This is a genomic window from Streptomyces sp. NPDC127108 (genome assembly GCF_042677545.1).
In the GTDB taxonomy this organism is placed as follows: Bacteria; Actinomycetota; Actinomycetes; order Streptomycetales; family Streptomycetaceae; genus Streptomyces.
In genome coordinates, this window is sequence record NZ_JBHXTE010000023.1 from 14,212 (window position 1) to 39,019 (window position 24,808).

The 24,808-nt window shown below is 70.9% G+C and carries 24 protein-coding genes; 7 read left to right on the top strand and 17 right to left on the bottom strand.

What is annotated here, in order from left to right:
* Positions 1-5: 5 nt before the first annotated feature.
* The 3 genes from rpsD to ACFVHO_RS20590 all read right to left on the bottom strand — a co-directional run bounded on the left by rpsD (position 6) and on the right by ACFVHO_RS20590 (position 3,093).
* The gene (gene rpsD / locus ACFVHO_RS20580) at positions 6-620 is read right to left on the bottom strand and encodes a 30S ribosomal protein S4 (protein WP_030360491.1); all 615 of its coding nucleotides are present in this window, start codon (positions 618-620) and stop codon (positions 6-8) included.
* A 385-nt stretch (positions 621-1,005) separates the two neighbouring features.
* A complete protein-coding gene (locus ACFVHO_RS20585; protein WP_385716347.1) occupies positions 1,006-2,358 on the bottom strand; it encodes a replication-associated recombination protein A in 1,353 nt (450 codons plus the stop codon).
* 81 nt (positions 2,359-2,439) lie between these two features.
* Entirely contained in the window at positions 2,440-3,093 is a 654-nt protein-coding gene (locus tag ACFVHO_RS20590) for a vitamin K epoxide reductase family protein (RefSeq protein ID WP_385716350.1), read from the bottom strand.
* Between the two features lie 137 nt (positions 3,094-3,230).
* Between ACFVHO_RS20590 and ACFVHO_RS20595 the strand changes: the two genes are divergently transcribed.
* The 4 genes from ACFVHO_RS20595 to ACFVHO_RS20610 are packed head-to-tail and all read left to right on the top strand — an operon-like array spanning position 3,231 to position 6,923.
* Entirely contained in the window at positions 3,231-4,112 is an 882-nt protein-coding gene (locus ACFVHO_RS20595; protein ID WP_385716353.1) for an ABC transporter ATP-binding protein, read from the top strand.
* Positions 4,109-4,996, top strand: a complete 888-nt coding sequence (locus ACFVHO_RS20600) for an ABC transporter permease (protein WP_385716356.1) — start codon at positions 4,109-4,111, stop codon at positions 4,994-4,996. Before ACFVHO_RS20595 ends, ACFVHO_RS20600 begins: the two co-directional genes overlap by 4 nt.
* Positions 4,993-6,300 (top strand): histidine kinase, encoded by a 1,308-nt coding sequence (locus ACFVHO_RS20605; RefSeq protein ID WP_385716359.1) that lies wholly within the window; start codon positions 4,993-4,995, stop codon positions 6,298-6,300. The genes ACFVHO_RS20600 and ACFVHO_RS20605 overlap by 4 nt, the downstream gene beginning before the upstream one ends.
* Positions 6,297-6,923, top strand: a complete 627-nt coding sequence (locus ACFVHO_RS20610) for a response regulator transcription factor (RefSeq protein WP_087883319.1) — start codon at positions 6,297-6,299, stop codon at positions 6,921-6,923. The genes ACFVHO_RS20605 and ACFVHO_RS20610 overlap by 4 nt, the downstream gene beginning before the upstream one ends.
* A 93-nt stretch (positions 6,924-7,016) precedes the next feature.
* Here the strand turns inward: ACFVHO_RS20610 and hisS are convergent, their stop codons facing one another.
* Positions 7,017-8,279 (bottom strand): histidine--tRNA ligase, encoded by a 1,263-nt coding sequence (gene hisS, locus ACFVHO_RS20615; RefSeq protein WP_385716362.1) that lies wholly within the window; start codon positions 8,277-8,279, stop codon positions 7,017-7,019.
* A 13-nt stretch (positions 8,280-8,292) separates the two neighbouring features.
* Entirely contained in the window at positions 8,293-8,997 is a 705-nt protein-coding gene (locus ACFVHO_RS20620; RefSeq protein WP_380852997.1) for an MBL fold metallo-hydrolase, read from the bottom strand.
* A gap of 191 nt (positions 8,998-9,188) precedes the next feature.
* Between ACFVHO_RS20620 and ACFVHO_RS20625 the strand changes: the two genes are divergently transcribed.
* Complete coding sequence (locus ACFVHO_RS20625; RefSeq protein WP_385716366.1) at positions 9,189-10,016, top strand: peptidylprolyl isomerase; 828 nt, start codon at positions 9,189-9,191, stop codon at positions 10,014-10,016.
* Positions 10,017-10,149: 133 nt separating this feature from the next.
* The gene (locus ACFVHO_RS20630; protein WP_385716369.1) at positions 10,150-11,382 is read left to right on the top strand and encodes a DUF349 domain-containing protein; all 1,233 of its coding nucleotides are present in this window, start codon (positions 10,150-10,152) and stop codon (positions 11,380-11,382) included.
* An 81-nt stretch (positions 11,383-11,463) separates the two neighbouring features.
* On the opposite strand, the gene ACFVHO_RS20635 is transcribed toward ACFVHO_RS20630, so the two are convergent.
* From ACFVHO_RS20635 to pdxS, 11 genes are all read right to left on the bottom strand, one after another.
* Complete coding sequence (locus ACFVHO_RS20635) at positions 11,464-14,055, bottom strand: RelA/SpoT family protein (protein ID WP_385716373.1); 2,592 nt, start codon at positions 14,053-14,055, stop codon at positions 11,464-11,466.
* 251 nt (positions 14,056-14,306) lie between these two features.
* Entirely contained in the window at positions 14,307-14,855 is a 549-nt protein-coding gene (locus tag ACFVHO_RS20640; RefSeq protein ID WP_385716376.1) for an adenine phosphoribosyltransferase, read from the bottom strand.
* Positions 14,852-16,000, bottom strand: a complete 1,149-nt coding sequence (secF, locus tag ACFVHO_RS20645; RefSeq protein ID WP_385716379.1) for a protein translocase subunit SecF — start codon at positions 15,998-16,000, stop codon at positions 14,852-14,854. The genes ACFVHO_RS20640 and secF overlap by 4 nt, the downstream gene beginning before the upstream one ends.
* A 1-nt stretch (position 16,001) precedes the next feature.
* Entirely contained in the window at positions 16,002-17,810 is a 1,809-nt protein-coding gene (gene secD, locus ACFVHO_RS20650; protein ID WP_385716381.1) for a protein translocase subunit SecD, read from the bottom strand.
* A 186-nt stretch (positions 17,811-17,996) separates the two neighbouring features.
* The gene (gene yajC, locus ACFVHO_RS20655) at positions 17,997-18,473 is read right to left on the bottom strand and encodes a preprotein translocase subunit YajC (protein ID WP_385716384.1); all 477 of its coding nucleotides are present in this window, start codon (positions 18,471-18,473) and stop codon (positions 17,997-17,999) included.
* Between the two features lie 178 nt (positions 18,474-18,651).
* Complete coding sequence (ruvB, locus tag ACFVHO_RS20660) at positions 18,652-19,725, bottom strand: Holliday junction branch migration DNA helicase RuvB (protein WP_030360506.1); 1,074 nt, start codon at positions 19,723-19,725, stop codon at positions 18,652-18,654.
* A gap of 32 nt (positions 19,726-19,757) precedes the next feature.
* Positions 19,758-20,366: a Holliday junction branch migration protein RuvA gene (gene ruvA, locus ACFVHO_RS20665; protein WP_385716387.1), complete on the bottom strand. Its 609-nt coding sequence runs from the start codon at positions 20,364-20,366 to the stop codon at positions 19,758-19,760.
* Complete coding sequence (gene ruvC, locus ACFVHO_RS20670; protein WP_385716389.1) at positions 20,363-20,983, bottom strand: crossover junction endodeoxyribonuclease RuvC; 621 nt, start codon at positions 20,981-20,983, stop codon at positions 20,363-20,365. Before ruvC ends, ruvA begins: the two co-directional genes overlap by 4 nt.
* Before the next feature lie 116 nt (positions 20,984-21,099).
* Positions 21,100-21,852, bottom strand: a complete 753-nt coding sequence (locus ACFVHO_RS20675; RefSeq protein WP_385716392.1) for a YebC/PmpR family DNA-binding transcriptional regulator — start codon at positions 21,850-21,852, stop codon at positions 21,100-21,102.
* A gap of 46 nt (positions 21,853-21,898) precedes the next feature.
* Entirely contained in the window at positions 21,899-22,507 is a 609-nt protein-coding gene (gene pdxT, locus ACFVHO_RS20680; RefSeq protein ID WP_385716395.1) for a pyridoxal 5'-phosphate synthase glutaminase subunit PdxT, read from the bottom strand.
* 3 nt (positions 22,508-22,510) lie between these two features.
* On the bottom strand, positions 22,511-23,434 hold the full coding sequence (gene pdxS, locus ACFVHO_RS20685) for a pyridoxal 5'-phosphate synthase lyase subunit PdxS (RefSeq protein ID WP_289953473.1): 924 nt from the start codon (positions 23,432-23,434) through the stop codon (positions 22,511-22,513).
* 335 nt (positions 23,435-23,769) lie between these two features.
* On the opposite strand from pdxS, the gene ACFVHO_RS20690 reads away from it, so the two are divergent.
* Complete coding sequence (locus ACFVHO_RS20690; protein WP_385716399.1) at positions 23,770-24,018, top strand: hypothetical protein; 249 nt, start codon at positions 23,770-23,772, stop codon at positions 24,016-24,018.
* A 101-nt stretch (positions 24,019-24,119) separates the two neighbouring features.
* Here the strand turns inward: ACFVHO_RS20690 and ACFVHO_RS20695 are convergent, their stop codons facing one another.
* Positions 24,120-24,668: a hypothetical protein gene (locus ACFVHO_RS20695; RefSeq protein ID WP_385716402.1), complete on the bottom strand. Its 549-nt coding sequence runs from the start codon at positions 24,666-24,668 to the stop codon at positions 24,120-24,122.
* Positions 24,669-24,808 lie beyond the last annotated feature (140 nt).

A 24,808-nucleotide genomic window follows, 5' to 3' on the forward strand; every position in this document is an offset into this window, starting at 1 on the left:
CCGGGTCAGCGGGCGTAGTACTCGACGACGAGCTGCTCGTCGCAGATCACGGGGATCTCCTTGCGGTTCGGCTCGCGGTCCAGGCGGAAGGCCAGGGCCTTCAGGTTCACCTGGAGGTAGCGCGGGGTCTCGCCGTCGGCGGCGAAGCCACCCTCGCGCGCGACCTCGAACAGCGGCTTCTGGCGGCTGCGCTCGCGGACCATGACGACGTCGTCCGGCTTCACGCGGAAGGACGGCTTGTCGACCTTCTGGCCGTTGACCTCGATGTGGCCGTGGACGACCATCTGGCGGGCCTGGTAGATGGTGCGGGCGATGCCCGAACGCAGAACCAGGGCGTCGAGACGACGCTCCAGCTCGATGACCAGGGCCTCACCGGTCTTGCCCTGGGTCTTCGCGGCACGCTCGTAGGCGCGGACGAGCTGACGCTCGGACACGTCGTACTGCGCGCGCAGCCGCTGCTTCTCGAGCAGACGGACCTTGTAGTCCGAGTTCTGCTTGCGGCCACGGCCGTGCTCGCCCGGCGGGTAGGGGCGGGCCTCGAAGTACTTGACGGCCTTCGGGGTCAGCGCGATGCCGAGGGCACGCGACTTCTTGACCTTGGGGCGGGACTGGTTCGGCATGAACCAAACACCTCTGTTTTCTGTACGGAATCGGCTTCACCAGGGTTAGGGGAGGTCGCATCCGCAGCCTGGGAAACCCGGTGGGGCCGGTCGGTCGGACCCACCTGGCAGCCGTTCCCTGGTCTGGGCACTATGTGCAGCACGCGAGTGGCCCACCGACCGTGTCCCGGGATCCGGGAGGGTGGTGGGCTGCCCGCGACACCTTCGACGGTGCGCGACGCTCCTGGAACCTCCCTGCCCGGGGGCGGGGGCTCCGGCTGGATGTCCCGTTCTGGTGGTGCCGGTACGAGACCGGACACGGGACGCAGCACTCCGAGGGATTCTACAGGGCGGTCGGGACCGCTTGCGACACGGGTGGATCAGGGGCGCTTGCGGCCCAGGTGGGTCAGGACCGCTTGCGGCCGAGGTGCTTCCTCGTCCACTCGACGGCGTCCGCGTACCGTGCCTCGGCGCCGTGCCGGGTGGGGGTGTAGTACTCGCGGTCGCGCAAGGCTTCGGGGGCGTACTCCTGTGCGGCGATGCCCTCGGGCAGGTCGTGCGGATACACATAGCCCTGGGCGTGCCCCAGCTTGGCCGCGCCCTTGTAGTGGCCGTCGCGCAGGTGGGGCGGGACGGGGCCCGCGTGGCCCTTGCGGACGTCTTCGAGGGCGGCGCCTATGGCCGTGGTCGCGGCGTTCGACTTCGGGGCCAGGGCGAGGGCGATGGTGGCGTGGCTGAGGGTGAGGGCCGCCTCGGGGAAGCCGATCATGGCGACGGCCTGGGCGGCGGCGACGGCGGTGGGCAGGGCCGTCGGGTCGGCGAGGCCGATGTCCTCGCTGGCCGAGATCATCAGGCGGCGGGCGATGAACCGGGGGTCCTCGCCCGCCTCGATCATGCGGGCCAGATAGTGCAGGGCCGCGTCCACGTCGGAGCCGCGGATGGACTTGATCAGGGCGCTCGCGACGTCGTAGTGCTGGTCGCCGGCGCGGTCGTACTTGACGGCCGCGCGGTCGACGGACTCCTCCAGGGTCTGGAGCGTGATCTCCTTGTCGCCCTTGGAGAGTGCCGAGCCCGCGCCCGCCTCGAGGGCGGTGAGCGCGCGGCGGGCGTCGCCGCCCGCGATCCGCAGGAGGTGCTCCTCGGCGTCCTCGGGCACGGTGACGGCGCCGCCGAGGCCGCGCTCGTCGGCGAGGGCCCGCTTGAGCAGTCCGCGCAGGTCGTCGTCCGTGAGCGGTTCGAGGGTGAGCAGCAGGGAGCGGGACAGGAGCGGGGAGATCACGGAGAAGTACGGGTTCTCCGTCGTCGCGGCGATCAGCGTCACCCAGCGGTTCTCGACGGCGGGCAGCAGGGAGTCCTGCTGGGCCTTGCTGAAGCGGTGGATCTCGTCGAGGAAGAGGACGGTCTCCTTGCCGTGGCCGCCCATCGCGCGGCGGGCGCCGTCGATGACCGCGCGGACCTCCTTGACGCCCGCGGTGATCGCGGAGAGCTCCACGAAGCGCTTGTTCGTCGCCTTGGAGACCACGTACGCCAGGGTCGTCTTGCCGATGCCGGGCGGGCCCCAGAGGAACACCGACGACGGTCCGGCGGGGCCGCCGCTGCCCTCGACGAGTCGGCGCAGCGGCGATCCGGGCCGGAGCAGATGCTGCTGTCCGACGACTTCGTCGAGGGTGCGCGGGCGCATCCGGACGGCCAGGGGACTGCTGGACGGGTCCTTCTCCTGGCGGTCTTCGGCTGCGGCGGTGAACAGGTCGGGCTCCACGTCGAAAACCCTATGTCACCCCACTGACAACCGGCCCCCGCCGCCTCGGATCCAGCCTCGGATCCGGCCTCGGACCGGGCCTCAGATCCAGAGGTCGGAGCCCCAGCGCGTGAGGATCAGCATCGCGATGATCCCGACGTGCACGACCGGCAGGGCCCAGGAGAAGTCCTCGAAGAAGGTCTTCAGCCAGCCCGGCGCGGGCAGGAAGCCCTGGCGGACGTTGAAGGCCGTGACGTACCAGAACATCACGATCGTGGCGACCCAGGCCAGGCAGCACCACAGGCACAGCGCGTTGATGCGGTACAGCGACTGGAACTGCAGCCAGGTGCAGAAGCCGACGCCGAAGAGCGTGCCCGCGTTGAACGTCAGCCAGTACCAGCGCGGGAAGCGGGCGCGGCCGAGCAGGCTCATGCCGACACCGATCACGACGGCGTACGCGGCGAGGCCCAGCATCGGGTTCGGGAAGCCGAAGGCCTCCGCCTGGTCGCTCTTCATGATGCTGCCGCAGGCAACGACCGGGTTGATGCTGCAGCCCGGCTGGAAGTTCGGGTCCTTCAGCAGCTCGAACTTGTCGAGCGTGATGACCCAGGAGGCGAGCAGCCCGGCGGCTCCGGTGATCACCAGGAGCAGCGCGAGCGCCCTGCTGCCGCCGACGGCCCCCGGCGCGTCCTCGTGGTCCTGGCCGGCCGCGGCGCCGTCCTTCACTGGCTGCTTCACCGAGGTGGGTTTACTCATCACGCCGTTCCGTCGCTCGTGGTGGCCTGCGGGCAGGGACATTGTGCCGTACGTAGCTGTGTGTCCACCGATCGGTGGACACAAGCAGATACGTATGGGGGTCCCGCCGTGTTCGCTCCGACGGGAGGCTCGATGTCATGACAACGCATCAACTAGCCGTCGACGTCCGTGGGCTGCGCAAGAGGTACGGACCCGTGGCCGCCGTGGACGGCATCGACCTGGCCGTGGGGCACGGCGAGGTCTTCGGCATCCTCGGTCCGAACGGCGCGGGCAAGTCCACGACCGTCGAGATCCTCCAGGGGCACCGCACGCGCGACGCGGGCGAGGTGTCCGTCCTGGGCGCCGACCCGGCGACGGCGAGCCGAGCCCTGCGGGCCCGCGTGGGCATCGTCTGGCAGGACGAGTCGGCGCCCGCCGAGCTGACGGTGCGCGAGACGGTGAGCCACTTCGCGCGGTACTACCCACGACCCCGCCGGCCGCAGGACGTGCTGGACCTCGTCGGCCTCCAGGAGAAGGCGGACAGCCGCGTCAAGGCGCTCTCGGGCGGCCAGCGCCGTCGGCTCGACGTGGCACTCGGCATCATCGGCGACCCGCGCCTGCTGCTGCTCGACGAGCCGACGACGGGCTTCGACCCGGCCGCCCGCCGCCAGTTCTGGGGCGTCATCCGGACCCTGGCGGACGAGGGCACCACCGTCGTCCTCACCACGCACTACCTCCAGGAGGCCGAGGCCCTCGCCGACCGCATCGCGGTGATCGCCCGGGGCCGGGTCGTGGCCGAGGGCGAGCCCGCGGCCCTCCGCCGGGAGTACGGCAGCGAGGCCGTCGTCTCGTGGACCGAGCCCGACGGCGACCCCCGCGACCTCCGCACCGCGACCCCGACCCGGACCGTCGCCGAGCTGATGAGCCGCTTCGACGGCGAGATCCCCGGCCTGCGCATCAGCCGCCCCAGCCTGGAGGACGTGTATCTGCGCCTGATCGGACAGGAAGACGGGCCGAAGTCCGAGGAGGACGAGCGATGACCACGACGACCTCGCGCGGCACACCCGGGGCTCCGCGGACCCCGCGCCTCCCTGGGCTCACCCGGGCCGCGTCCGGCGCCGAGCGGCTTCCCGGGGCCTGGTGGCTGGGACTGCACCAGGGCGCGCTGGAGCTCAAGCAGTTCTTCCGCCAGCGCGAACAGGGCGTGTTCACGTTCGCGTTCCCGGTGGTGCTGCTCTTCCTGTTCGCGTCGATTTTCAAGGACGACGTGGCGGACGCGGGCATCACGGCGTCACAGCTGTACGTCGCGGCGATGATCGGCGCCGGCATCATGTCCATCAGCTTCCAGTCGCTCGGCATCGCCATCGCGATGGAGCGCGACGAGCATGTGCTGCGGCGCCTGCGCGGAACCCCGATGCCCCCGGTCTCGTACTTCCTCGGGAAGGTCTGGCTCGTCCTGGTCACCGGCATCCTGGAGACCCTGCTGCTGCTCGTCGTCGGCGCGACGATGTTCGACCTGGACCTGCCGACGTCCCCGGAGAAGTGGCTCACCTTCGCCTGGATCTTCGTCCTCGGTCTGACGGGCTGCGCGCTGCTCGGCGTCGCCATCAGCAGCGTCCCGCGGTCCGGCCGCAGCGCCTCGTCCGTGGTCGTCCTGCCGTTCCTGGTGCTGCAGTTCATCTCCGGTGTCTATATAGCCATCGACACGGTCCCGGACTGGATGCTCACGCTCGGCGCCCTGTTCCCGCTCAAGTGGATGTGCCAGGGATTCCGCGGGGTGTTCCTGCCCGAGTCCGCTCAGGTCCTGGAGCAGGCGGGGAGTTGGGAGTACGGGCGCATCGCGCTGGTGCTCACGGCCTGGTGCGTCGGAGGATTGGCGCTGTGTCTGTTGACCTTCCGTTGGAAGAGCCGCCGGGACGGGTGAGCACGGAGCCCGGTCCCCGGGACAGTGACCAGTGGGACCGCGGCTTCCTGCTCTGGGACTGCTACTTCGCCGTCGTGTGGGTCGGCACGCTGGTCCTGGCGTTCAGCGTCGAGGGGCCCGGCGGCGCCGCCCGCCCGGCGTCGGCCGCGCTGGTCGTGCTGCTCCTCGTCTGGTACGTGGTCAGCGGCCGACCGGTGCTGCTCACCGAGGGCGCCGACCAGCGTCGGGCGGTGCGCTATCTCACGGTGGCCACGGCCCTGTTCGTGGCCACCGGCGTCCTCATCACCGAGACCCGGCTGCTGACCTTCGCCCTGGTGCCGCAGTGCTTCATCGCGCTGCGGATCCGCCGTGCCATGGTCACCCTCGCCGTGATCAACGTCGCGCCGGTGGCGGGCTGGGCGCTGCTGTGGCGGCCGGACGCGCAGGACGTCTTCCTCAACTCGGTGGGCGCAGCCGTGTCCCTGGTGTTCGGCGCGGCGCTCGGGACCTGGATCATCCACATCATCGCCCAGAGCCAGGAACGCGCGGACCTCATCGCGGAGTTGGAGGCGAGCCGTGGGGAGGTGGCCCGTCTTTCCGCCGAGCGCGGCGCCCTCGCCGAGCGCGAGCGCATGTCCCGCGAGATCCACGACACCCTCGCCCAGGGCTTCACCAGCCTGCTGATGCTCGTCCAGGCCGTCGACGCGGAGCTGGACCGCGACGTGGCGGCGGCCCGCCGCCACCTGGAGCTGATGCAGGCCACGGCCCGGCAGAACCTCGCGGAGGCCCGGTCCCTCGTGGCCGGACGCGCGCCGGACGACCTGCGCGGCGGCTCCCTCCCGGACGCCCTGCGCCGCGTCGCCGCCCGCCACGGCGCCGCCGTCACGGTCACCGGCACCGCCCGGCCGCTGCCCCCGGGCCTGGAGGTCGTCGCCCTGCGCTCCTGCCAGGAGGCGCTGGCCAACACGGCGAAGCACGCGGGCCCCGACGCCGAGGTGCGGGTCGCCCTCGGCTACCGGCCGGGTGCGCTCACGCTGACGGTCAGCGACTCGGGACGCGGTTTCGACACCGGCGCCCACCACGAGGGCTTCGGGCTGCGCGGGCTGCGGACGCGGGCGGCCGAGGTCAGCGGCACGGCCAAGGTGGTCAGCGCTCCTGGTCGGGGCACGACGGTCACGGTCCGCCTGCCGCTCCCGGAACCGGACGGCACGCCTGAGCCCCACGGCCCGCCGGAGCTCCACGGCACGCCTGAGCCCCACGACCTGCCGGAGCCCAGCGCCACCCCCGATCCGCCCCACCACTCCCCCGAAAGGACCGCGCCGTGATCCGTGTCCTGCTCGCCGACGACCACCCCGTCGTCCGCGAAGGCCTGCGCGCCATGCTCAGCGCCGAGCCCGACCTGGACGTCGTCGCCGAGGCGGCCAATGGACCGCAGGCCGAGGCGCTCGCCGCCCGGCTGCGCCCCGACATCGTCCTGATGGACCTGCGGATGCCCGGCGGCGACGGCGCGGACGCGATCGTACGGATGACGGAGGCGGGACTCCCGTGCCGGATCATCGTCCTGACCACGTACGAGACGGACCGGGACATCCTGCGCGCCGTCGAGGCGGGCGCGGCGGGCTACCTCCTCAAGGACCTGGCCCGCGGTGAACTCGCGGACGCGGTGAGGGCGGCGGCCCGCGGGGAGACCGTCCTCGCCCCGTCCGTGGCGGCCCGCCTCGTGGACCAGTTGCGCGCCAGGCCGGAGCGGCCGCGTCTTTCGGAGCGCGAGACGGCCGTCCTGCGGCTCGTCGCGGAAGGCTGCACCAACGCCGAGATCGGCCGTCGGCTGCACATCGGCGAGTCGACGGTGAAGACACATCTGCTGCGCGTCTTCGGCAAGTTGGAGGTGGCCGACAGGACGGCGGCGGTGACGAGTGCGATGCGGCACGGGCTCCTGGAGGGCTGACCCGGAAGGCCGACCGGGAGGGCTGGGTCCGCGCCTCCGGGAAACGGCTGGGCCCCGGGCGCGCATCCGCACCCGGGGCCCAGCCCACAAGCATCAGACCAGCTTGCTCTTCACCACGGCCACGATCTCGTCCACCGCGACCGCCGTCTGCTCTCCGGACTCCATGTCCTTGAGCTGGACGACGCCCTCGGCGAGATCACGCTCACCGGCGACGACGGTGAAGCGGGCGCCCGAGCGGTTGGCGTTCTTCATGGCGCCCTTGAGCCCCTTCCCGCCGTACGAGAAGTCGGCGGCGACCCCGGCCCGGCGCAGCTCCGTCACCTTGGCGAAGAGCACCCGCCGCGCCTCCTCGCCGAGCGGCACCGCGAACACGCTGGTGGCCGCGGGCAGGTCGAGGGCGACGCCCTCCGCCTCCAGGGCGAGCACCGTGCGGTCCACGCCGAGCGCCCAGCCCACGGACGGCAGCGCGGGACCGCCGATCATCTCGGACAGGCCGTCGTAGCGCCCGCCGCCACCGACCGCGGACTGCGAGCCGAGGCCGTCGTGGACGAACTCGAAGGTGGTGCGCGTGTAGTAGTCGAGCCCGCGGACCAGCTTCGGGTCGTCCTCGTAGGCGACGCCCGCCGCGGTCAGGAGCTCCCGCACCTGCTCGTGGTACGCCTTGCAGGCGTCGCACAGGTAGTCGGCGAGCATCGGCGCGCCCACGAGCTGCTTCTGCACGTCGGCGCGCTTGTCGTCCAGGACGCGGAGGGGGTTGATGTCGATACGTCGACGTGTCTCCTCGTCCAGGTCGAGCTCGCGCAGGAAGTCCTGGAGGGCGGCGCGGTAGACGGGACGGCACTCCTTGTCGCCGAGGGAGTTCAGCAGGATGCGGAACTCCCTCAGGCCGAGCGAGCGGTAGGCCTGGTCGGCCAGGATGATCAGCTCGGCGTCGAGCGCCGGGTCCTCCGCGCCGATCGCCTCGGCGCCGACCTGGGAGAAGTGGCGGTAGCGGCCCTTCTGCGGGCGCTCGTAGCGGTAGTACGAGCCCGAGTACCAGAGCTTGACCGGGAGGTTGCCCGCCTTGTGCAGGTTGCCCTCAAGGGCGGCGCGCAGCACGGAGGCGGTGCCTTCGGGGCGCAGCGCGAGCTTGTCGCCGCCCTTGGTCTCGAAGGCGTACATCTCCTTGGTCACGATGTCGGTCGACTCACCGACACCGCGCGCGAACAGCTCGACGTTCTCGAAGCCGGGCGTCTCGACATAGCCGTACCCGGAGTTGCGCAGCGGTGCGGCGATGGCCTCGCGGACGGCGAGGTAGGTCGCGGAAACCGGCGGCAGCAGGTCGTACGTGCCCTTGGGGGCCTGGAAGGTACTCACGGGTTTTCTCTCGTCACATTCCTCGTCGGGGAGCGTCGGCTCCCAGGCCGGCGGCCACCTGGCGCAGATACGGGTTGGTGGCGCGCTCACGGCCGATGGTCGTGTGCTCGTTGTGGCCGGGCAGGACCACGGTCGAGTCGTCGAGCGGCAGGCACACGCGTGCCAGCGACTCGAGTATGTCGGCGTGCGATCCGCCGGGCAGGTCGGTGCGTCCGATGGAGCCGGCGAACAGCAGGTCGCCCGAGAAGAACACCGAGGGGACCTCGGCGGACTCGGGCAGCCGGAAGGTCACCGACCCCTTCGTATGCCCCGGCGCGTGCGCGACGGAGAAGTCGAGCCCGGCGAGCTTCAGCTCCTCGCCGTCGGCCAGCTCCCTGAGGTCGGAGGGCTCGCCCACGGTCAGCTCGCCGAGCAGCTGCGCGCCGAAGGACCGGCCGATGGCCTTCTCCGGGTCGCTCATCATGTACCGGTCGTCGGGGTGGATCCAGGCGGGCACGTCGTGCGCGCCGCAGACCGGGACGACCGACGCGACATGGTCGATGTGGCCATGGGTGAGGATGACGGCGACGGGCTTGAGCCGATGCTTCCGGAGCGCTTCCTCGACTCCTTCGGTGGCCTGGTGCCCCGGGTCGATGATCACGCATTCCTCGCCTGCGGCGGGGGCGACCAGGTAGCAGTTGGTCCCCCAGGCCCCGGCGGGAAACCCGGCAATGAGCACGATCGTCCTTCGTTTCGTCGTCCGGCGGAGGTGGCAGCGGAGATTGCGGCAGTTCAGAGCCTACCGGCGCTGCCGATTCCACAGCTAACCCATATACGGTACGGGGCACACGCGGCCGGTCGCGCCGCGCGACGACGACCCAGGCGACGTACGACAGACGCGCCGACCGAGACGTACAGGGAGTGCACCCGGTGGTCAGCCAGGAACAGCGGCGCAAGCAGCTCGCGCGGGAGAAGTTCTTGCGGCAGCAGCAGCGGCGGGAGGCCGCGCGACGTCGGCGGCGGATGCGCAACGCGGTGATCGCCGGTGTGGTCGCCCTGGTGGTGGCGGGGGGTGCGGTCTCGTACGCGGCGGGCGCCTTCGACGACGGTGGCTCGACGAAGGACGACGCGGCTCCGTCGCCGACGCCCAGCAAGCCGGAGGACCCGTGCGGCAAGGCCGCGCCGGGCAAGATCAAGCCGCTCTCCTTCAAGAAGGAGCCGGCGCTCACTGTCGACAAGTCGGCCTCGTACCAGATGAAGCTGGCCACGACGTGCGGCGACATAGGCATCGACATGGACGCGGCGAAGGCCCCGCACACCGTGAACTCGTTCAAGTTCCTGGCCGACAAGGGGTACTTGGACCACACGCGGTGCCACCGCCTCACCGCGGGCAACGTCAACGTTCTGCAGTGCGGCGACCCGAAGGGCACCGGCGAGGGCGACCCCGGCTACACCATTCCGGACGAGAATCTGAAGGACAAGCGGCTCAAGGGCGGTGTGTACCCGGCGGGCACGGTCGCCATGGCGAACAAGTACAAGCCGGACACGAAGAAGGGCCGCGACACCGGTGGCAGCCAGTTCTTCCTGGTCTACCAGGACAGCCAGTTGCCGCCCGACTACACACCGTTCGGGACCGTCTCCGACGCCGGCATAAAGGTCCTCAAGAAGATCGCCGCGGCCGGTGAGGGCAGCGGTCAGGGCGACGGCGCACCGAACGCGACGGTCGTCATCGACAAGGCCACCGTACGTAAATCCTGACCACCGGCGGGCGAATTTCGCTCGCGCTGGATGCGGACAGCCGCCCCGCCGGTCGCCTATGTTGGCGGTGACGAAACTGTGGACGATGCCGGGGGCCCGTGGCCTTGTGCAGGCATCATGTGGAGGAGGCGCTGTGAGCAGCGACCCGTGGGGCCGCGTCGACGAGACGGGGACCGTGTACGTGCGTACGGCCGACGGCGGCGAGCGAGTGGTCGGATCGTGGCAGGCAGGATCTCCCGAGGAGGCCCTGGCCTATTTCGAGCGCAAGTACGACGGTCTGGTCGTCGAGATCGGACTTCTCGAGCGCCGGGTGAAGACGACCGACCTGTCGGCCAAGGACGCGACGACCGCCATCGACCACCTGCGCCAGCAGGTCGACGAGGCACACGCCGTCGGCGACCTGGACGCGCTCGGCAAGCGGCTCGACAAGCTGGTCGAGACCGTCGAGGCGCGCCGTGAGGAGCGCAAGGCCCAGAAGGCCAAGCAGTCGGACGAGGCGCGGCACTCCAAGGAGGCGCTGGTCGCGGAGGCCGAGGAGCTGGCCCAGAGCGAGCAGTGGCGTGCGGCCGGTGAGCGCCTGCGGGCCCTGGTGGACACCTGGAAGGGGCTGCCCCGCCTCGACCGCAAGTCCGACGACGAGCTGTGGCACCGCTTCTCGCACGCCCGCTCGGCGTTCTCCAAGCGCCGCAAGGCCCACTTCGCGTCCCTGGACGCGCAGCGCGAGGACGCCCGCAAGGCCAAGGAGAAGCTGGTCGCGGAGGCCGAGTCGCTGTCGGGCTCGACGGACTGGGGCCCGACGGCCGCGCGCTACCGCGAGCTGATGGCCGACTGGAAGGCGGCGGGCCGCGCCCAGCGCGAGCACGAGGACGACCTGTGGAACCGCTTCCGCGGCGCCCAGGACGTGTTCTTCGCGGCGCGCAGCGCGGTCTTCGCGGAGCGCGACGCCGAGCAGGGCGAGAACCTCAAGCTCAAGGAGGAGCTGGCCGACGAGGCCGAGAAGCTCGTCCCGGTGACGGACCTGAAGGCGGCCCGCGCGGCCTTCCGGTCCATCAACGAGCGCTGGGAGGCCATCGGCCACGTCCCGCGCGACGCCCGGCCGAAGGTCGAGGGCCGGATGCACGCGGTCGAGCGGGCGCTGCAGGAGTCCGAGGAGGCCGAGTGGCGCCGGACGAACCCGGAGGCGCGTGCCCGCGCCGAGGGCCTGACCGGTCAGCTCCAGGCCGCCGTCGACAAGCTCAGGGGCCAGATCGAGACGGCGCGCACGGCGGGCAACAACGCCAAGGCCGACAAGCTCCAGAAGGAGCTCGACGGCCGTCAGGCGCTCCTCGACCAGGCGCTCAAGGGCCTGCAGGAGTTCGGCGGCTGAGCAGTTGTCCGTGCTCTACGTAGAGGGGCTCCCGTACATCACGTACGGGAGCCCCTCTACGTAGTACACCGGTCGCTGGTGCTACGGCCTGCGTGCCGACGTCACGCGGTACACGTCGTAGACGCCCTCGACTCCCCTGACCGCCTTGAGCACGTGGCCCAGGTGCTTGGGGTCGCCCATCTCGAAGGTGAAGCGGGAGGTGGCGACCCGGTCGCGGGAGGTCTGCACGGCCGCGGACAGGATGTTGACGTGCTGGTCGGAGAGGATGCGCGTGACATCCGAGAGCAGCCGGGAGCGGTCCAGGGCCTCCACCTGGATGGCCACCAGGAAGACCGACGACTGCGTGGGCGCCCACTCGACCTCGAGGATGCGCTCCGGCTCCCGGGACAGCGAGTCCACGTTCACGCAGTCGCTGCGGTGAACCGATACGCCACTGCCGCGTGTGACGAACCCGATGATGGGGTCGCCCGGCACCGGCGTGCAGCAGCGGGCCAGCTTGACCCACACGTCGTCGACGCCCTTGACGACGACCCCGGGGTCGGCGTTGGAGCGGCGCTTGGACCGGCTGCGCGAGGGCGGCGCGCTCTCGGCGATGTCCTCGTTGGCGGCCTCCTCGCCGCCGAGCGCCTGGACGAGCTTCTGCACGACGCTCTGCGCGGTGACGTGGCCCTCGCCGATCGCCGCGTACAGCGAGGAGATGTCGGGGTAGCGCATCTCGTGCGCGAGGGTGACCAGGGAGTCGCCGGTGAGGATGCGCTGGATCGGCAGGTTCTGCTTGCGCATGGCGCGCGCGATGGCGTCCTTGCCCTGCTCGATGGCCTCCTCGCGGCGCTCCTTGGAGAACCAGGCGCGGATCTTGTTGCGGGCCCGCGGCGACTTGACGAAGCCGAGCCAGTCCCGGGAGGGGCCCGCGCCCGCGGCCTTGGAGGTGAAGACCTCCACCAGGTCGCCGTTGTCCAGGGTCGATTCGAGCGGTACGAGCCGTCCGTTGACCCGGGCGCCTATGGTGCGGTGGCCGACCTCGGTGTGCACCGCGTACGAGAAGTCGACCGGGGTCGCGCCCGCGGGGAGCGCGATGACGTCGCCCTTCGGCGTGAAGACGAAGACCTCGTTGCGCGACAGGTCGAAGCGCAGGGACTCCAGGAACTCGCTGGGGTCCTCGGTCTCCTTCTGCCAGTCCAGGAGCTGACGCAGCCACGCCATGTCGTTGAGGTGGTCGTCCTTGCCGGTCTTCTTCGGCACGTCCGTGCGCACCTTGGAGGCGCCGGCGACGGCCTCCTGCTTGTACTTCCAGTGCGCGGCGATGCCGTACTCGGCGCGGCGGTGCATGTCGAACGTGCGGATCTGCAGCTCGACGGGCTTGCCGTTGGGGCCGATGACCGTCGTGTGCAGCGACTGGTACATGTTGAACTTGGGCATCGCGATGTAGTCCTTGAACCGGCCGGGGACCGGGTTCCATCGCGCGTGGACGGTGCCGAGGGCCGCGTAGCAGTCGCGGACGGTGTCCACGAGGACGCGGATGCCCACCAGGTCGTAGATCTCCGCGAAGTCACGGCCGCGGACGATCATCTTCTGGTAGACGCTGTAGTAGTGCTTCGGGCGACCGGTGACGGTGGCCTTGATGCGGGCGGCGCGCAGGTCGGCCTGGACCTCGTCGGTCACTATGGCCAGGTACTCGTCGCGCTTGGGGGCGCGCTCGGCCACCAGACGCACGATCTCGTCGTACATCTTGGGGTAGAGGATCGCGAAGGCGAGGTCCTCCAGCTCCCACTTGATGGTGTTCATGCCCAGGCGATGCGCGAGCGGAGCGTAGATCTCCAGCGTCTCGCGGGCCTTCTTCTCCTGCTTCTCGCGCTTGAGATAGCGCATCGTGCGCATGTTGTGCAGGCGGTCGGCGAGCTTGATGACCAGGACGCGGGGGTCCTTGGCCATGGCGACGACCATCTTGCGCACGGTCTCGGCCTGCGCGGCCTCGCCGAACTTGACCTTGTCGAGCTTGGTGACGCCGTCGACGAGCAGGGCGACCTGGTCGCCGAAGTCGCGGCGCAGGGTGTCGAGGCCGTACTCGGTGTCCTCGACGGTGTCGTGCAGCAGGCCCGCCATCAGCGTCGCGGGGTCCATGCCCAGCTCGGCGAGGATGGTGGTGACGGCGAGGGGGTGCGTGATGTACGGGTCGCCGCTCTTGCGCTTCTGGCCGCGGTGCCAGCGCTCGGCGACCTGGTAGGCGCGCTCGATCTGGCGCAGCGTGGCGGTCTCGATCTTCGGGTCGTTGCTGCGCACTATGCGGAGCAGCGGTTCCAGGACCGGGTTGTACGGGTTGGAGCGCTGGACGCCGAGGCGGGCGAGGCGGGCGCGCACGCGGTTGGAGGAGCCGGAGCGCTCGGCCTTGCCGCTGACGGGGGGCTTGCTCGGGGCGGGGGTCCGGCCGGGGGCCGGGCGGACCGGCGGGGCGGCGGGCACCGGCGGGGCGGGCTGCGGCTCGGTCGGCGGCTTGGGGCGGGTCTGCTCGGCCGACCGCGTCTCGGCCGGTCGCGACGCACCCTGCTCGCCCTGTGCGGACGTCCCGCCGGGCGCGCTCGGTGCCTTCTTCGCGGGCGCGACAGCGGGCGCCGCGGCCCGCTCGGCCTGCTGGGCGGACTTGGCGGCGGCAAGTGGCTGGGACTCGTCTGGCAAGAGCGCTCCCTGTGCGCGATCGGGTCCCCCGGTGAGGTCCCGAAGTGCCCATGGTATCGATCCTGGGCCGACGGCTCGCCCTCGGCCGGTGAGACGGCTCTGTACTGGAGAAACACCAGAGGCGGGCGCCGGATTCCGCCGGGCCCGCCTCTGTCGCCGCTGGGGTGGTGCTCGAGTGTCCCAAGCCGGCCGCCACGGCCGGGCACTCCCTTCAGGGCCTCTTGTGCCTTCTCCTGCCCTCTCCTGGGGCCTCAGACGGTGAGCAGCGCCTCCAGGGGCGCGCCGTCCAGAGCGGGATTCAGCCGCTCGCGGCCGTTGAGGAAGCCCAGCTCCATCAGGACCGCCACACCGGCCACCTCGGCCCCGGCACGGCGGATGAGCCGCAGCGAGGCCTCGGCGGTGCCGCCGGTGGCGAGGACGTCGTCGATGACCATGACGCGGTCGTCGGGCTTGAGGTCCTCGGCGTGCACCTCGATCTCCGCGCTGCCGTACTCCAGGTCGTACCGCTGGCTGAGGGTCGCCCCGGGGAGCTTGCCCGCCTTGCGTACGGGAATGAAGCCGACCCCGGCGCGCAGGGCGACAGGAGCGCCCAGGATGAACCCGCGTGCCTCGAGCCCCACGACCTTGGTGGCGCCGTGCCGCACGCTCAGGTCGGCGAGGGCGCCGGTCAGAGCGGTGAACGCGGCCGGGTCCGCGAGCAGCGGCGTGATGTCCTTGAACAGCACGCCGGGCTCGGGGTAGTCCGGCACGTCACGGATGCGGCTCAGGAGCAGCGCGTTGACGTCGGTGAGCTCGGTCATCGGCGCTTCCCCGACGGGCGGCCGCGGCCGCGGTTGCGGGTGGGCTGCGCACGGGGGCCCGAGCGCGGGCCGACCACGGCGGGGGCCGAGTCGGCGGAGTCCTCGTCGGGCTCCGCGTCGCCGTCGTCGGGGTTCGCGTCCGCGGACACCGGGGTCTCGGCGGACTCGCCCTTCGCGGCGGCCGCCCTGCGCTTGGCGAGCACCCGCTTCTTGAGCGCCTTCATCTGCGGCTCGGTCTCCTTGAAATCGGCGACCAGCGGGGTCGCGATGAAGATCGAGGAGTACGCGCCCGCGGCGAGGCCGACGAACAGCGACAGCGAGATGTCGTTCAGCATGCCCGCGCCGAGGAAGCCGCCGCCGATGAACAGCAGACCGGCGACCGGCAGGAGCGCCACCACCGTGGTGTTGATGGAGCGCACCAGCGTGCTGTTGATCGAGCGGTTGGCGACCTCGCTGTAGGTGAAGCGGGTCTGCTTGGCGAGGTCCTTCGACTGTTCCTTGAGGCTGTCGAAGACCACGACCGTGTCGTACAGCGAATAACCGAGGATGGTCAGCAGACCGATCACCGTGCCCGGTGTGACCTCGAAGCCCACGAGGGCGTACACACCCACGGTGATGGTGATGTCGTGGATGAGGGCGATGAGGGCGGCGAGCGCCATGCGCCATTCGAAGGCGATCGCCAGATAGATCACGACGAGGACCATGAAGATCGCCAGGCCTTGCCAGGCCTTGTTGGCGATCTGTTCGCCCCAGCTCGGGCCCACGAGGTCGGCGTTGATGTCGTCGGCCTTCATGTCGAGCTCCTTGGCGAGCTCGACCTTGATCTGGTCCGACTTGTCGGTGTCCACACCGGCGATCTGGATGCGCAGGGTGTCGTTGCCGAGCTTCTGCACGAGCGCGTCGTGGCCGGAGGCCTCTTCCGCGATCTCTTCGGCCTTGGCGACCGACACGCTGGTCTTCGGGGTGTTGAAGACGGCGCCGCCCTCGAACTCGATGCCCATGTTCAGGCCGCGCACCGCCAGGCCGACGATGGCCGTGATGGTGATCAGGATCGAGATGCCGTACCAGATCTTGCGCTTGCCGACGAAGTCGTAGCCGACCTCGCCGCGGTAGAGCTTGGCGCCGAGATCTCCGAGTTTCGACATCTCACGCCTCCTTCGGGGTCGAGTCGGCGGGGGCGGCGGTCGCGGCGGCGCGCGAGCGGCGCAGCGGCGGCTTGGCACCGAGACGCTTCGGGTCGAGGCCGGACCACTTGCCGCCGCCCGCGAAGAACTTCTTGCGGGCCATGATCGTCATCAGTGGCTTGGTGAAGAAGAACACCACGACGACGTCGAGCAGCGTGGTCAGACCCAGCGTGAACGCGAAGCCCTGGACCTTGCCCACGGTGACGACGAAGAGCACCGCGGCGGCGAGGAAGGACACGAAGTCGGACACCAGGATGGTGCGCCGGGCCCGCGGCCAGGCGCGCTCGACGGCGGGCCGCAGCGTGCGGCCCTCGCGGACCTCGTCCCTTATGCGTTCGAAGTAGACGATGAAGGAGTCGGCGGTGATACCGATGGCGACGATGGCGCCACAGACCGCGGGCAGGTTCAGCGCGAACTTAATCGTCGGGCCGAGCAGCGTCATGATCGTGTACGTCAGCGCCGCCGAGACCCCGAGGCTCGCGATGGCGATGAGGGCCAGACCGCGGTAGTACGCGACCAGGTAGATGATGACGAGCGCGAGGCCGATGGCGCCGGCGATCAGACCGGCGCGCAGCTGCTCGCCGCCGAGGGCCGCGCTGACGGTCTGGACGCTCTGCTCCTTGAAGGTCAGCGGGAGCGCGCCGTACGACAGGATGTTGGCCAGGTCCTTGGCCTCGTCCTGGGTGAAGCTGCCGGAGATCTCGGCCTCGCCGGACGTCAGCGCCTGCCGCACGTACGGAGCGGAGACGACCTCGCCGTCCATCACGATGCCGAACTCGTTCTGCGGCGGCTGCTTGCTGGCGAGCTTGCCCGTGATGTCACCGAACTGCTTCGTGCCCTTGCCGGTGAACTTCATCGTGACCTTCCAGCCAGCGGCACCCTGGGTGTCGTAGACGGCCTTCGCGTCATCGACCTCCTTGCCGTTGACCTCGGAGGGTCCGAGGATGAACTTGTCCCAGCCCTTGCCGTCGCCGCTCTTGCCGCAGGCCACGACCGGGTCGGTGGGCTTGACGCCCTCCTTGACCTTCAGGCGGGCCTTCTCGTCGGTGCAGTCGAGCTTGGTGAACTGGTCCTGGAGCTTGGCGGTGGGGTCGGGCGGCGGCGGGGCCTTCACGCCCTTGCCCTTGTCGGCATCGTCCTTGGCGTCGCCCGTGGGCGTCCCGGACGGGGTGGGCTCGTCCTTCAGGCCGTCGGTGACGGAACGGCCCTGGGTCGTCGGTGTCCCGCTCGGCGAGGTCGCCTTGTCCTGGGGCTTCTCGCTCTCCTTGGACTTGTCGCCCTTGTCGCCGTCCGTTCCCTTGTCACCCTTGTCGCCCTTTTCGGAGGACGACGGCTTCGGCTTCGGCTTCTCGGCCGGGCCGGTGCTGGGCTGCTGGGCGAGGACAGGACGGAAGTACAGCTGAGCGGTCGTGCCGACCTGCTCCCGTGCCTGCTTGGCGTTGGTGCCCTTGGGGATGTTGACGATGATGTTCCGGTCGCCCTGGGTCTGCACCTCGGCTTCGGAGACACCCAGACCGTTGACACGGTTGTTGATGATGTCAACAGCCGTGTTCAGGTTGGTCTGGTTGATCGCGTTCTTCTGGCCCGGCTCGTTCTTCGCCTCGAGCGTGATGCTCGTACCCCCGGCGAGGTCGATGCCCAGGCGGGGGGTGGTGTGCCCGGAGAGGAACATCCCTCCGGTGAGCGCCACCAGGGCGATCATGATCAGGACCAGGGTGCGGCCCGGTTTCCCCTGGGCGGCCTGCCTACGGCCCTTCTTGGGTGCTGCCACCTTCTCGTTCTCCCTGTCCAACCGTCCGGCCTGCGGGGTGCCTCCTCGTCACCTGCGCTGAGCGGAGGCCTGAGCGGAAGGGGCCCCGGGCGGGCGGCCATGAAGTTGTGTCGAGACGCGGCGCGAAATCACCTGGGGCGGGGGCCGCGATGCGCGAGCGGGCGCACGACGGACCCCCGGCCGTGACTACTTCGCGCCGGACTCGCCGTCGGTCTTCTTCGGCTCTGCGTCCGCTGCCTCGGGGGCCTCGTCGGCCGTGTCCCGCTTGCCGAGGTCGATGCGCGAGTCGTCCGAAGCGTCCGCGGCCTCGTCGGTCTCGGTGAGGGAGGAGGCGTCGTCGGGCACCACGGGGGCGTCGTCGGACTTCAGGTCGTCGTCCTCGGTGCCGTGAACGATGCGGTTGTACTCGTCGTCGTCGAGGACGGCGCCGATGGAGTTCTTCGCGTACACCGCGTGGACGCCGGGGGCCACCTCGAGGAGGACCGCGTCGTCGTGGACCTCCTTGACGGTGGCGTACATGCCTCCGATCGTGCGGATGCCGGTGCCAGGCGTCATCTCGTTGCGCATCTGGGCGGCCGCCTGCTGCTTCCGCTTGGCGGACCGGGTCATCAGGAACATGGCCCCGATGAGCACGATGAAGGGGAGGAGGGTCACGATATTCACGGGACGGAGTTTCCTTCGCACGACCGCGTTCTTGGGCGGCCTGATGGATGGGGGTGGGCGGCGCCGCCCACAAGGGCGGCATCGGCGGAGTCTAAGCGAGTCCGCACCATACGAACAACGCTCAGCATGGCACCGCAGTTCCGGATGGTGCGACTCTCCGCGCCGCCTCTTGTTCAGGTCACGACCCGAACAAGTCCTGTTGTCCAGTTCCCGCTCCCTGCCGGGGCGGCACCAGACCCAGATGGGCCCATGCCGCGGGCGTCCCCACCCGGCCCCGGGGCGTCCGCGCGAGCAGCCCCTCCCGGACGAGGAAGGGCTCGGCCACCTCCTCGACGGTCTCCCGCTCCTCCCCCACCGCGACGGCGAGGGTGGACAGGCCGACGGGGCCGCCGCCGAACAGCTTCAGGAGGGCTTCGAGGACCGCGCGGTCCAGGCGGTCGAGGCCGCGGGCGTCGACCTCGTACACGCTCAGGGCCGCGCCCGCGATCTCGCGGTTGATCACGCCGTCGGCCTTGACCTGCGCGTAGTCACGGACTCGGCGCAGCAGACGGTTGGCGATCCGGGGCGTGCCACGGGAGCGGCCCGCGATCTCGGCGGCGCCGTCGGTGTCGATGGCCACGTCGAGCAGGTTCGCCGAACGGTGGATCACACGCTCCAGCTCGGCCGGTTCGTAGAACTCCATGTGGGCCGTGAAGCCGAAGCGGTCGCGCAGGGGCGGTGGGAGCAGGCCCGCGCGCGTGGTGGCGCCGACGAGCGTGAAGGGCGGCAGTTCGAGCGGGATGGCGGTGGCTCCGGGGCCCTTGCCGACGATCACGTCGACCCGGAAGTCCTCCATGGCCATGTACAGCATTTCCTCGGCGGGCCGCGACATGCGGTGGATCTCGTCGAGGAAGAGGACCTCGCCCTCCTGGAGGGAGGACAGGATGGCGGCGAGGTCGCCCGCGTGCTGGATGGCCGGGCCGCTGGTGATGCGGATCGGGGCGCCCATCTCGGCGGCGATGATCATCGAGAGGGTGGTCTTGCCGAGGCCGGGGGCGCCGGAGAGCAGCACGTGGTCGGCGGTGGCGCCGCGCGCGCGGGCGGCGCGCAGGACCAGGTCGAGCTGCTCCCTGACCTTCTCCTGGCCGATGAACTCGCCCAGGTCCTTGGGGCGCAGGGCGGCCTCGACGGCCTGGTCCTCGCCGTCGGCCGACGCACCGACCAGCCGCTCGGCCGCACCGGCGGCGTCGTCGGTCGTGTCGTCCCAGTTCATGCGGTGTGCCTCGCGATGCGGTTCGGGGGTGGCTAGCGGGTGCGGTTCAGGGTCTGGAGCGCGGCCTTCAGGAGCTGGCCCACCTGCGGCGACTCCATGGCCTCGGCCTGCGGGGCGACGGCGGTGACGGCCTCGTCGGCCTCACGCGTGGCGTACCCGAGGCCGATCAGGGCGGCGTGCAGCTGGTCGCGCCAGCCCTGGGTGACGGGGGCGCCGATGGCGGGGCCGCCGGTGCCGAGCGGCTCGCCGAGGCGGTCCTTCAGCTCAAGGAGCAGCTTCTGGGCGCCCTTCTTGCCGATGCCGGGCACGGCGGTGAGGGACTTCTCGTCGCCCGTGGAGACCGCGCGGCGCAGGGCGTCCGGGCTGTGCACGGCCAGCATCGCCTGGGCGAGCCGGGGGCCGACGCCGCTCGCGGTCTGGAGCAGCTCGAAGGTCTGGCGCTCGTCGTCGTCCGCGAAGCCGTACAGCGTGAGGGAGTCCTCGCGCACGACCAGGGACGTGGCGAGCTTGGCCTGCTGGCCGAGGCGGAGCGTGGAGAGGGTGTTCGGCGTGCACTGGACGGCCATGCCGACGCCCCCCACTTCGACCACGGCGGCGTCCGGGGCGAGGGCGGCCACCGGGCCGCTGACGAAGGCGATCATGGCGTACGGCCTTTCGGTGCTTGCTGGGCTCGCTGGGCTTGGTGCGGCTGCTGGGCGGTGCCGACCCGCTGGGTCTGCTGGGCGTGGCGGGCGGTCGCCTGCTGGAGGCGGTTCTGGGCCACGGCCTGCTGGAGGCGGTTCTGCGCGGGGGCGCGCCAGATGTGGCAGATGGCGAGGGCGAGGGCGTCGGCCGCGTCGGCGGGCTTGGGCGGCGCGTCGAGGCGCAGGAGGCGGGTCACCATCGCGCCGACCTGGGCCTTGTCCGCGCGGCCGCTGCCGGTGACGGCGGCCTTGACCTCGCTGGGGGTGTGCAGGGCGACGGGGATGCCGCGGCGCGAGGCGCACAGCATGGCGACGGCGCTGGCCTGGGCGGTGCCCATGACTGTGCGGACGTTGTGCTGGCTGAACACGCGCTCCACGGCGAGGACTTCGGGCTGGTGCCGGTCGAGCCACTGCTCGATGCCCTGCTCGATGGCGACGAGGCGATGGCCGAGCTCGGCGTCCGCGGGGGTGCGCACGACGCCGACACCGCGCATGGTCAGGGGCCGCCCCGCGACTCCCTCGACCACCCCCACGCCGCACCGGGTCAGTCCCGGGTCAACGCCAAGTACCCGCACGCAATGCCCCCCTCTTCGATCGCCTGTTTGTGCAGGCTATCGGGTGCCACTGACAAAGCGACGGGCCGACGGGGTGTGTCCCGTCGGCCCGTTCGCCCGTTGCCGTGGTGTGCCGCTCAGGCGTCGACCTTCGCCATGACGTCGTCGGAGACGTCGAAGTTGGCGAAGACGTTCTGCACGTCGTCGCTGTCCTCCAGGGCGTCGATGAGCTTGAAGATCTTGCGGGCGCCCTCCTCGTCCAGCTCGACCTGCATGGTCGGGACGAAGTTGGCCTCGGCGGAGTCGTAGTCGATGCCGGCCTCCTGGAGCGCGGTGCGCACCGCGACCAGGTCGGTGGCCTCGCTCAGCACCTCGAACGACTCACCGAGGTCGTTGACCTCCTCGGCGCCCGCGTCGAGCACAGCGCCCAGGACGTCGTCCTCGGTGAGCTCACCCTTGGCGACGATGACGACGCCCTTGCGGTTGAAGAGGTACGACACGGAGCCCGGGTCGGCCATCGAGCCGCCGTTGCGGGTCATCGCGACGCGCACGTCGGAGGCCGCGCGGTTGCGGTTGTCGGTCAGACACTCGATGAGCACCGCGACGCCGTTGGGGCCGTAGCCCTCGTACATGATCGTCTCGTAGTCGGCGCCACCGGCTTCGAGACCGGCACCGCGCTTGACCGCGGAGTCGATGTTCTTGTTCGGAACCGAGCTCTTCTTGGCCTTCTGGATGGCGTCGAAGAGGGTCGGGTTGCCGGACACGTCGGCGCCGCCCGTGCGGGCCGCGACCTCGATGTTCTTGATCATCTTCGCGAAGAGCTTGCCGCGCTTGGCGTCGATCACGGCCTTCTTGTGCTTCGTCGTAGCCCATTTAGAGTGGCCGGACATCTGCCTGTCTCCTTCGCGTAACCAACCAGTACGAACGCCAGAGATCCTACAAGGACCGCGGCGCCTGCTTCGCCCGCACCATGTCGACGAACAAGGCGTGCACCCTGTGGTCGCCCGTCAGCTCGGGGTGGAAGGACGTGGCGAGCACGTCGCCCTGGCGTACGGCGACGATGTGGCCCTCGTGCTCGGCGAGCACGTCGACGTCGGCGCCGACCGACTCCACCCAAGGGGCGCGGATGAAGACGCCCTCCACAGGGTCCCCCGCGACGCCCTTGATGTCGACGGCCGCCTCGAAGGACTCGTTCTGCCGGCCGAAGGCGTTGCGGCGCACGATCATGTCGATGCCGCCGACCGTCTCCTGCCCCGACCGCGGGTCCAGGATCTTGTCGGCGAGCATGATCATGCCCGCGCAGGTGCCGTAGACCGGCATGCCCTCACGCACGCGCGCGCGAAGAGGTTCCAGCAGGCCGAACAGCGCCGCCAGCTTGGAGATGGTGGTCGACTCGCCGCCGGGGATGACCAGGCCGTCCACCTCGGCGAGTTCTTCGGGGCGCCGCACCGGCCTGGCCACGGCGTCCGCCGTGGCCAGGGCGACGAGGTGCTCCCGGACGTCGCCCTGAAGGGCCAGGACGCCGATCACGGGGGTGTCGTTCATGGGTTACCAGCCGCGGTTGGCGTAGCGCTCGGCCTCGGGCAGGGTGTCGCAGTTGATGCCGACCATGGCCTCGCCGAGGTTGCGGGACGCGTCCGCGATGATCTTCGGGTCGTCGAAGAAGGTGGTGGCCTTCACGATGGCGGCGGCGCGCTTGGCCGGGTCGCCGGACTTGAAGATGCCGGAGCCCACGAAGACGCCCTCGGCGCCGAGCTGGCGCATCAGCGCGGCGTCGGCGGGGGTCGCGACACCACCGGCGGAGAAGAGGACCACCGGCAGCTTGCCCAGCTCGGAGACCTCCTTGACCAGCTCGTACGGGGCGCGCAGCTCCTTGGCGGCGGCGTACAGCTCGTTGTTGTCGAAGCCGCGCAGCTTGGCGATCTCGTTCTTGATCTGGCGCAGGTGGCGGACGGCCTCGACGACGTTGCCGGTGCCGGCCTCGCCCTTGGAGCGGATCATGGCGGCGCCCTCGGCGATGCGGCGCAGGGCCTCGCCCAGGTTGGTGGCGCCGCAGACGAACGGCGTGGTGAAGGCGAACTTGTCCGAGTGGTTGACCTCGTCGGCCGGGGTCAGGACCTCGGACTCGTCGATGTAGTCGACGCCGAGGGACTGCAGCACCTGGGCCTCGACGAAGTGGCCGATGCGGGACTTGGCCATGACCGGGATCGAGACGGCCTCGATGATCTCTTCGATCATGTTGGGGTCGGACATCCGGGCCACGCCGCCGTCCTTGCGGATGTCGGCGGGCACCCGCTCCAGGGCCATGACGGCGACCGCGCCCGCGTCCTCGGCGATCTTCGCCTGCTCGGCGTTGACCACGTCCATGATCACGCCGCCCTTGAGCTGCTCGGCCATGCCGCGCTTCACGCGGGCGGTGCCGGTCGCGGGGGTGGCATCGGCCTGGTTGGTGCTGGGGAGCGTGCTGGACACGGGTGACCTCACTCGGGAAAGAAGGCTGTGGCTTGAGAAGCCGGGGCTTGAGGGAGCCGCGGCTTCGGGAAGCTGTGGCCCGGGCACGCGGAAGGGCGGCTTCCCGCCTTCTTCCGTTCCGGCCCGTACCGGCTTCCGTCGCGTTTCCGCTGTACCGAGGAAACGTCCCCGGACCAGGCCACAGCAAGGGCCAATGGTGAGGCCGTGGATCGTTTTCGGTACGTCACGGGGGTGATTCGGTGCGTCACCCGCCCGTTTCCGGGGTGGCCGGAACCCGCTCGCTCCGGGGGTACCGACCACTCCCCATCGGCCCTCGGGACCCTCATCCTGGTGCCATGCGGGAAGTCGGGAGCGGGGTGCGGGCGGTCGCGCGGCTCGTCGTGAACCCGGTGCGACGCGCGAACCGGTGGTGGGACGAGCACCGTGCGCTGACGGATCTGGCCTTCCTGGCCTTCGTCGGCTGGCTCGTCATGGAGTTCTGGTTCCGCTGGTGGCTGGTCCTGGTCCTGCCGATCGGGGTGGCGGCGCTGGTGGTGTGGGGGGCGGCGGTCGCGCGGGTGCTCGGACGCCCGCGGCGGGGCTGAGGCCGGGCCTGTCTTGGCGCGGCCGGTACCGCTCGGCCCGCCTTTCGGGGCTGGGTCCGGCCCTGGGCCCCGTCTGCCGCCCTGCGCGGCCGGAGCGCGCCCTACGACGCCCCCGGCCGGTCCGCCAGCGCCTCCGGGGCCACGTCGTCCATCTCGAAGGCCATGGGGAACGGGGCGTGTCCGGCGAGCCGGAACCAGCGGACCTTGCGGTGCCGCCGCAGGGCGCGGGCGGCGCGCACGGCGTCGTTGTGGAAGCGGCGGGCCATGGGGACCCGGCGGACGGCCTGGGCCAGCTCGACCGCCGCCCCCTCGCCACCCGGGGCCTCCCGGACCGCCTCGACCTGGCCCGCGTCCTCGAACACCGCCCGCAGGGCCTGGCTCAGCTCGCTCTCGGCGACCTCCCGGTGCTCCTCCTCGGCCTGCCGGGCCGCGTGCGCCGCCTCGTACAGGACGATGGACGCCGCCGGGTCGAGCACTCCGGAGGTGGCCACCTCCTGGGTCACCGAGGCGCGGCGCAGCAACTGCGCGTCGAGGGCGGCGCGGGCCGCGTCGATGCGCGCGTGCAGGCGGTCGAGGCGTCCCGCGGTCCAGCTCAGGTAGAGGCCGATCGCGAAGAGGCCGACGGCGATCCAGATCAACGTGGAGGTCACGGCCGCAAAGGTACCCGGCGGGGGCGCTGGGGACGGCGGGGGCTGGTCGGCCTCCGCCTCGGGGTGGCCCCGAGGTGCCCGTCGGCCGGGGGCGCCGCTGATCGGCCTCCGGCCTCGTCCTCAAGCGCCGGACCGGCTGA

Coding starts and splice junctions, on each gene's coding strand:
- ACFVHO_RS20690 (WP_385716399.1), top strand. CDS start 23,770: ATGCGGGAAGTCGGGAGCGGGGTGCGGGCGGTCGCGCGGCTCGTCGTG.
- rpsD (WP_030360491.1), bottom strand. CDS start 620: ATGCCGAACCAGTCCCGCCCCAAGGTCAAGAAGTCGCGTGCCCTCGGC.
- ACFVHO_RS20675 (WP_385716392.1), bottom strand. CDS start 21,852: ATGTCCGGCCACTCTAAATGGGCTACGACGAAGCACAAGAAGGCCGTG.
- secF (WP_385716379.1), bottom strand. CDS start 16,000: ATGTCGAAACTCGGAGATCTCGGCGCCAAGCTCTACCGCGGCGAGGTC.
- ruvB (WP_030360506.1), bottom strand. CDS start 19,725: ATGAACTGGGACGACACGACCGACGACGCCGCCGGTGCGGCCGAGCGG.
- ACFVHO_RS20600 (WP_385716356.1), top strand. CDS start 4,109: ATGACCACGACGACCTCGCGCGGCACACCCGGGGCTCCGCGGACCCCG.
- ruvA (WP_385716387.1), bottom strand. CDS start 20,366: ATGATCGCCTTCGTCAGCGGCCCGGTGGCCGCCCTCGCCCCGGACGCC.
- pdxT (WP_385716395.1), bottom strand. CDS start 22,507: ATGAACGACACCCCCGTGATCGGCGTCCTGGCCCTTCAGGGCGACGTC.
- ACFVHO_RS20595 (WP_385716353.1), top strand. CDS start 3,231: ATGACAACGCATCAACTAGCCGTCGACGTCCGTGGGCTGCGCAAGAGG.
- ACFVHO_RS20590 (WP_385716350.1), bottom strand. CDS start 3,093: ATGAGTAAACCCACCTCGGTGAAGCAGCCAGTGAAGGACGGCGCCGCG.
- ACFVHO_RS20640 (WP_385716376.1), bottom strand. CDS start 14,855: ATGACCGAGCTCACCGACGTCAACGCGCTGCTCCTGAGCCGCATCCGT.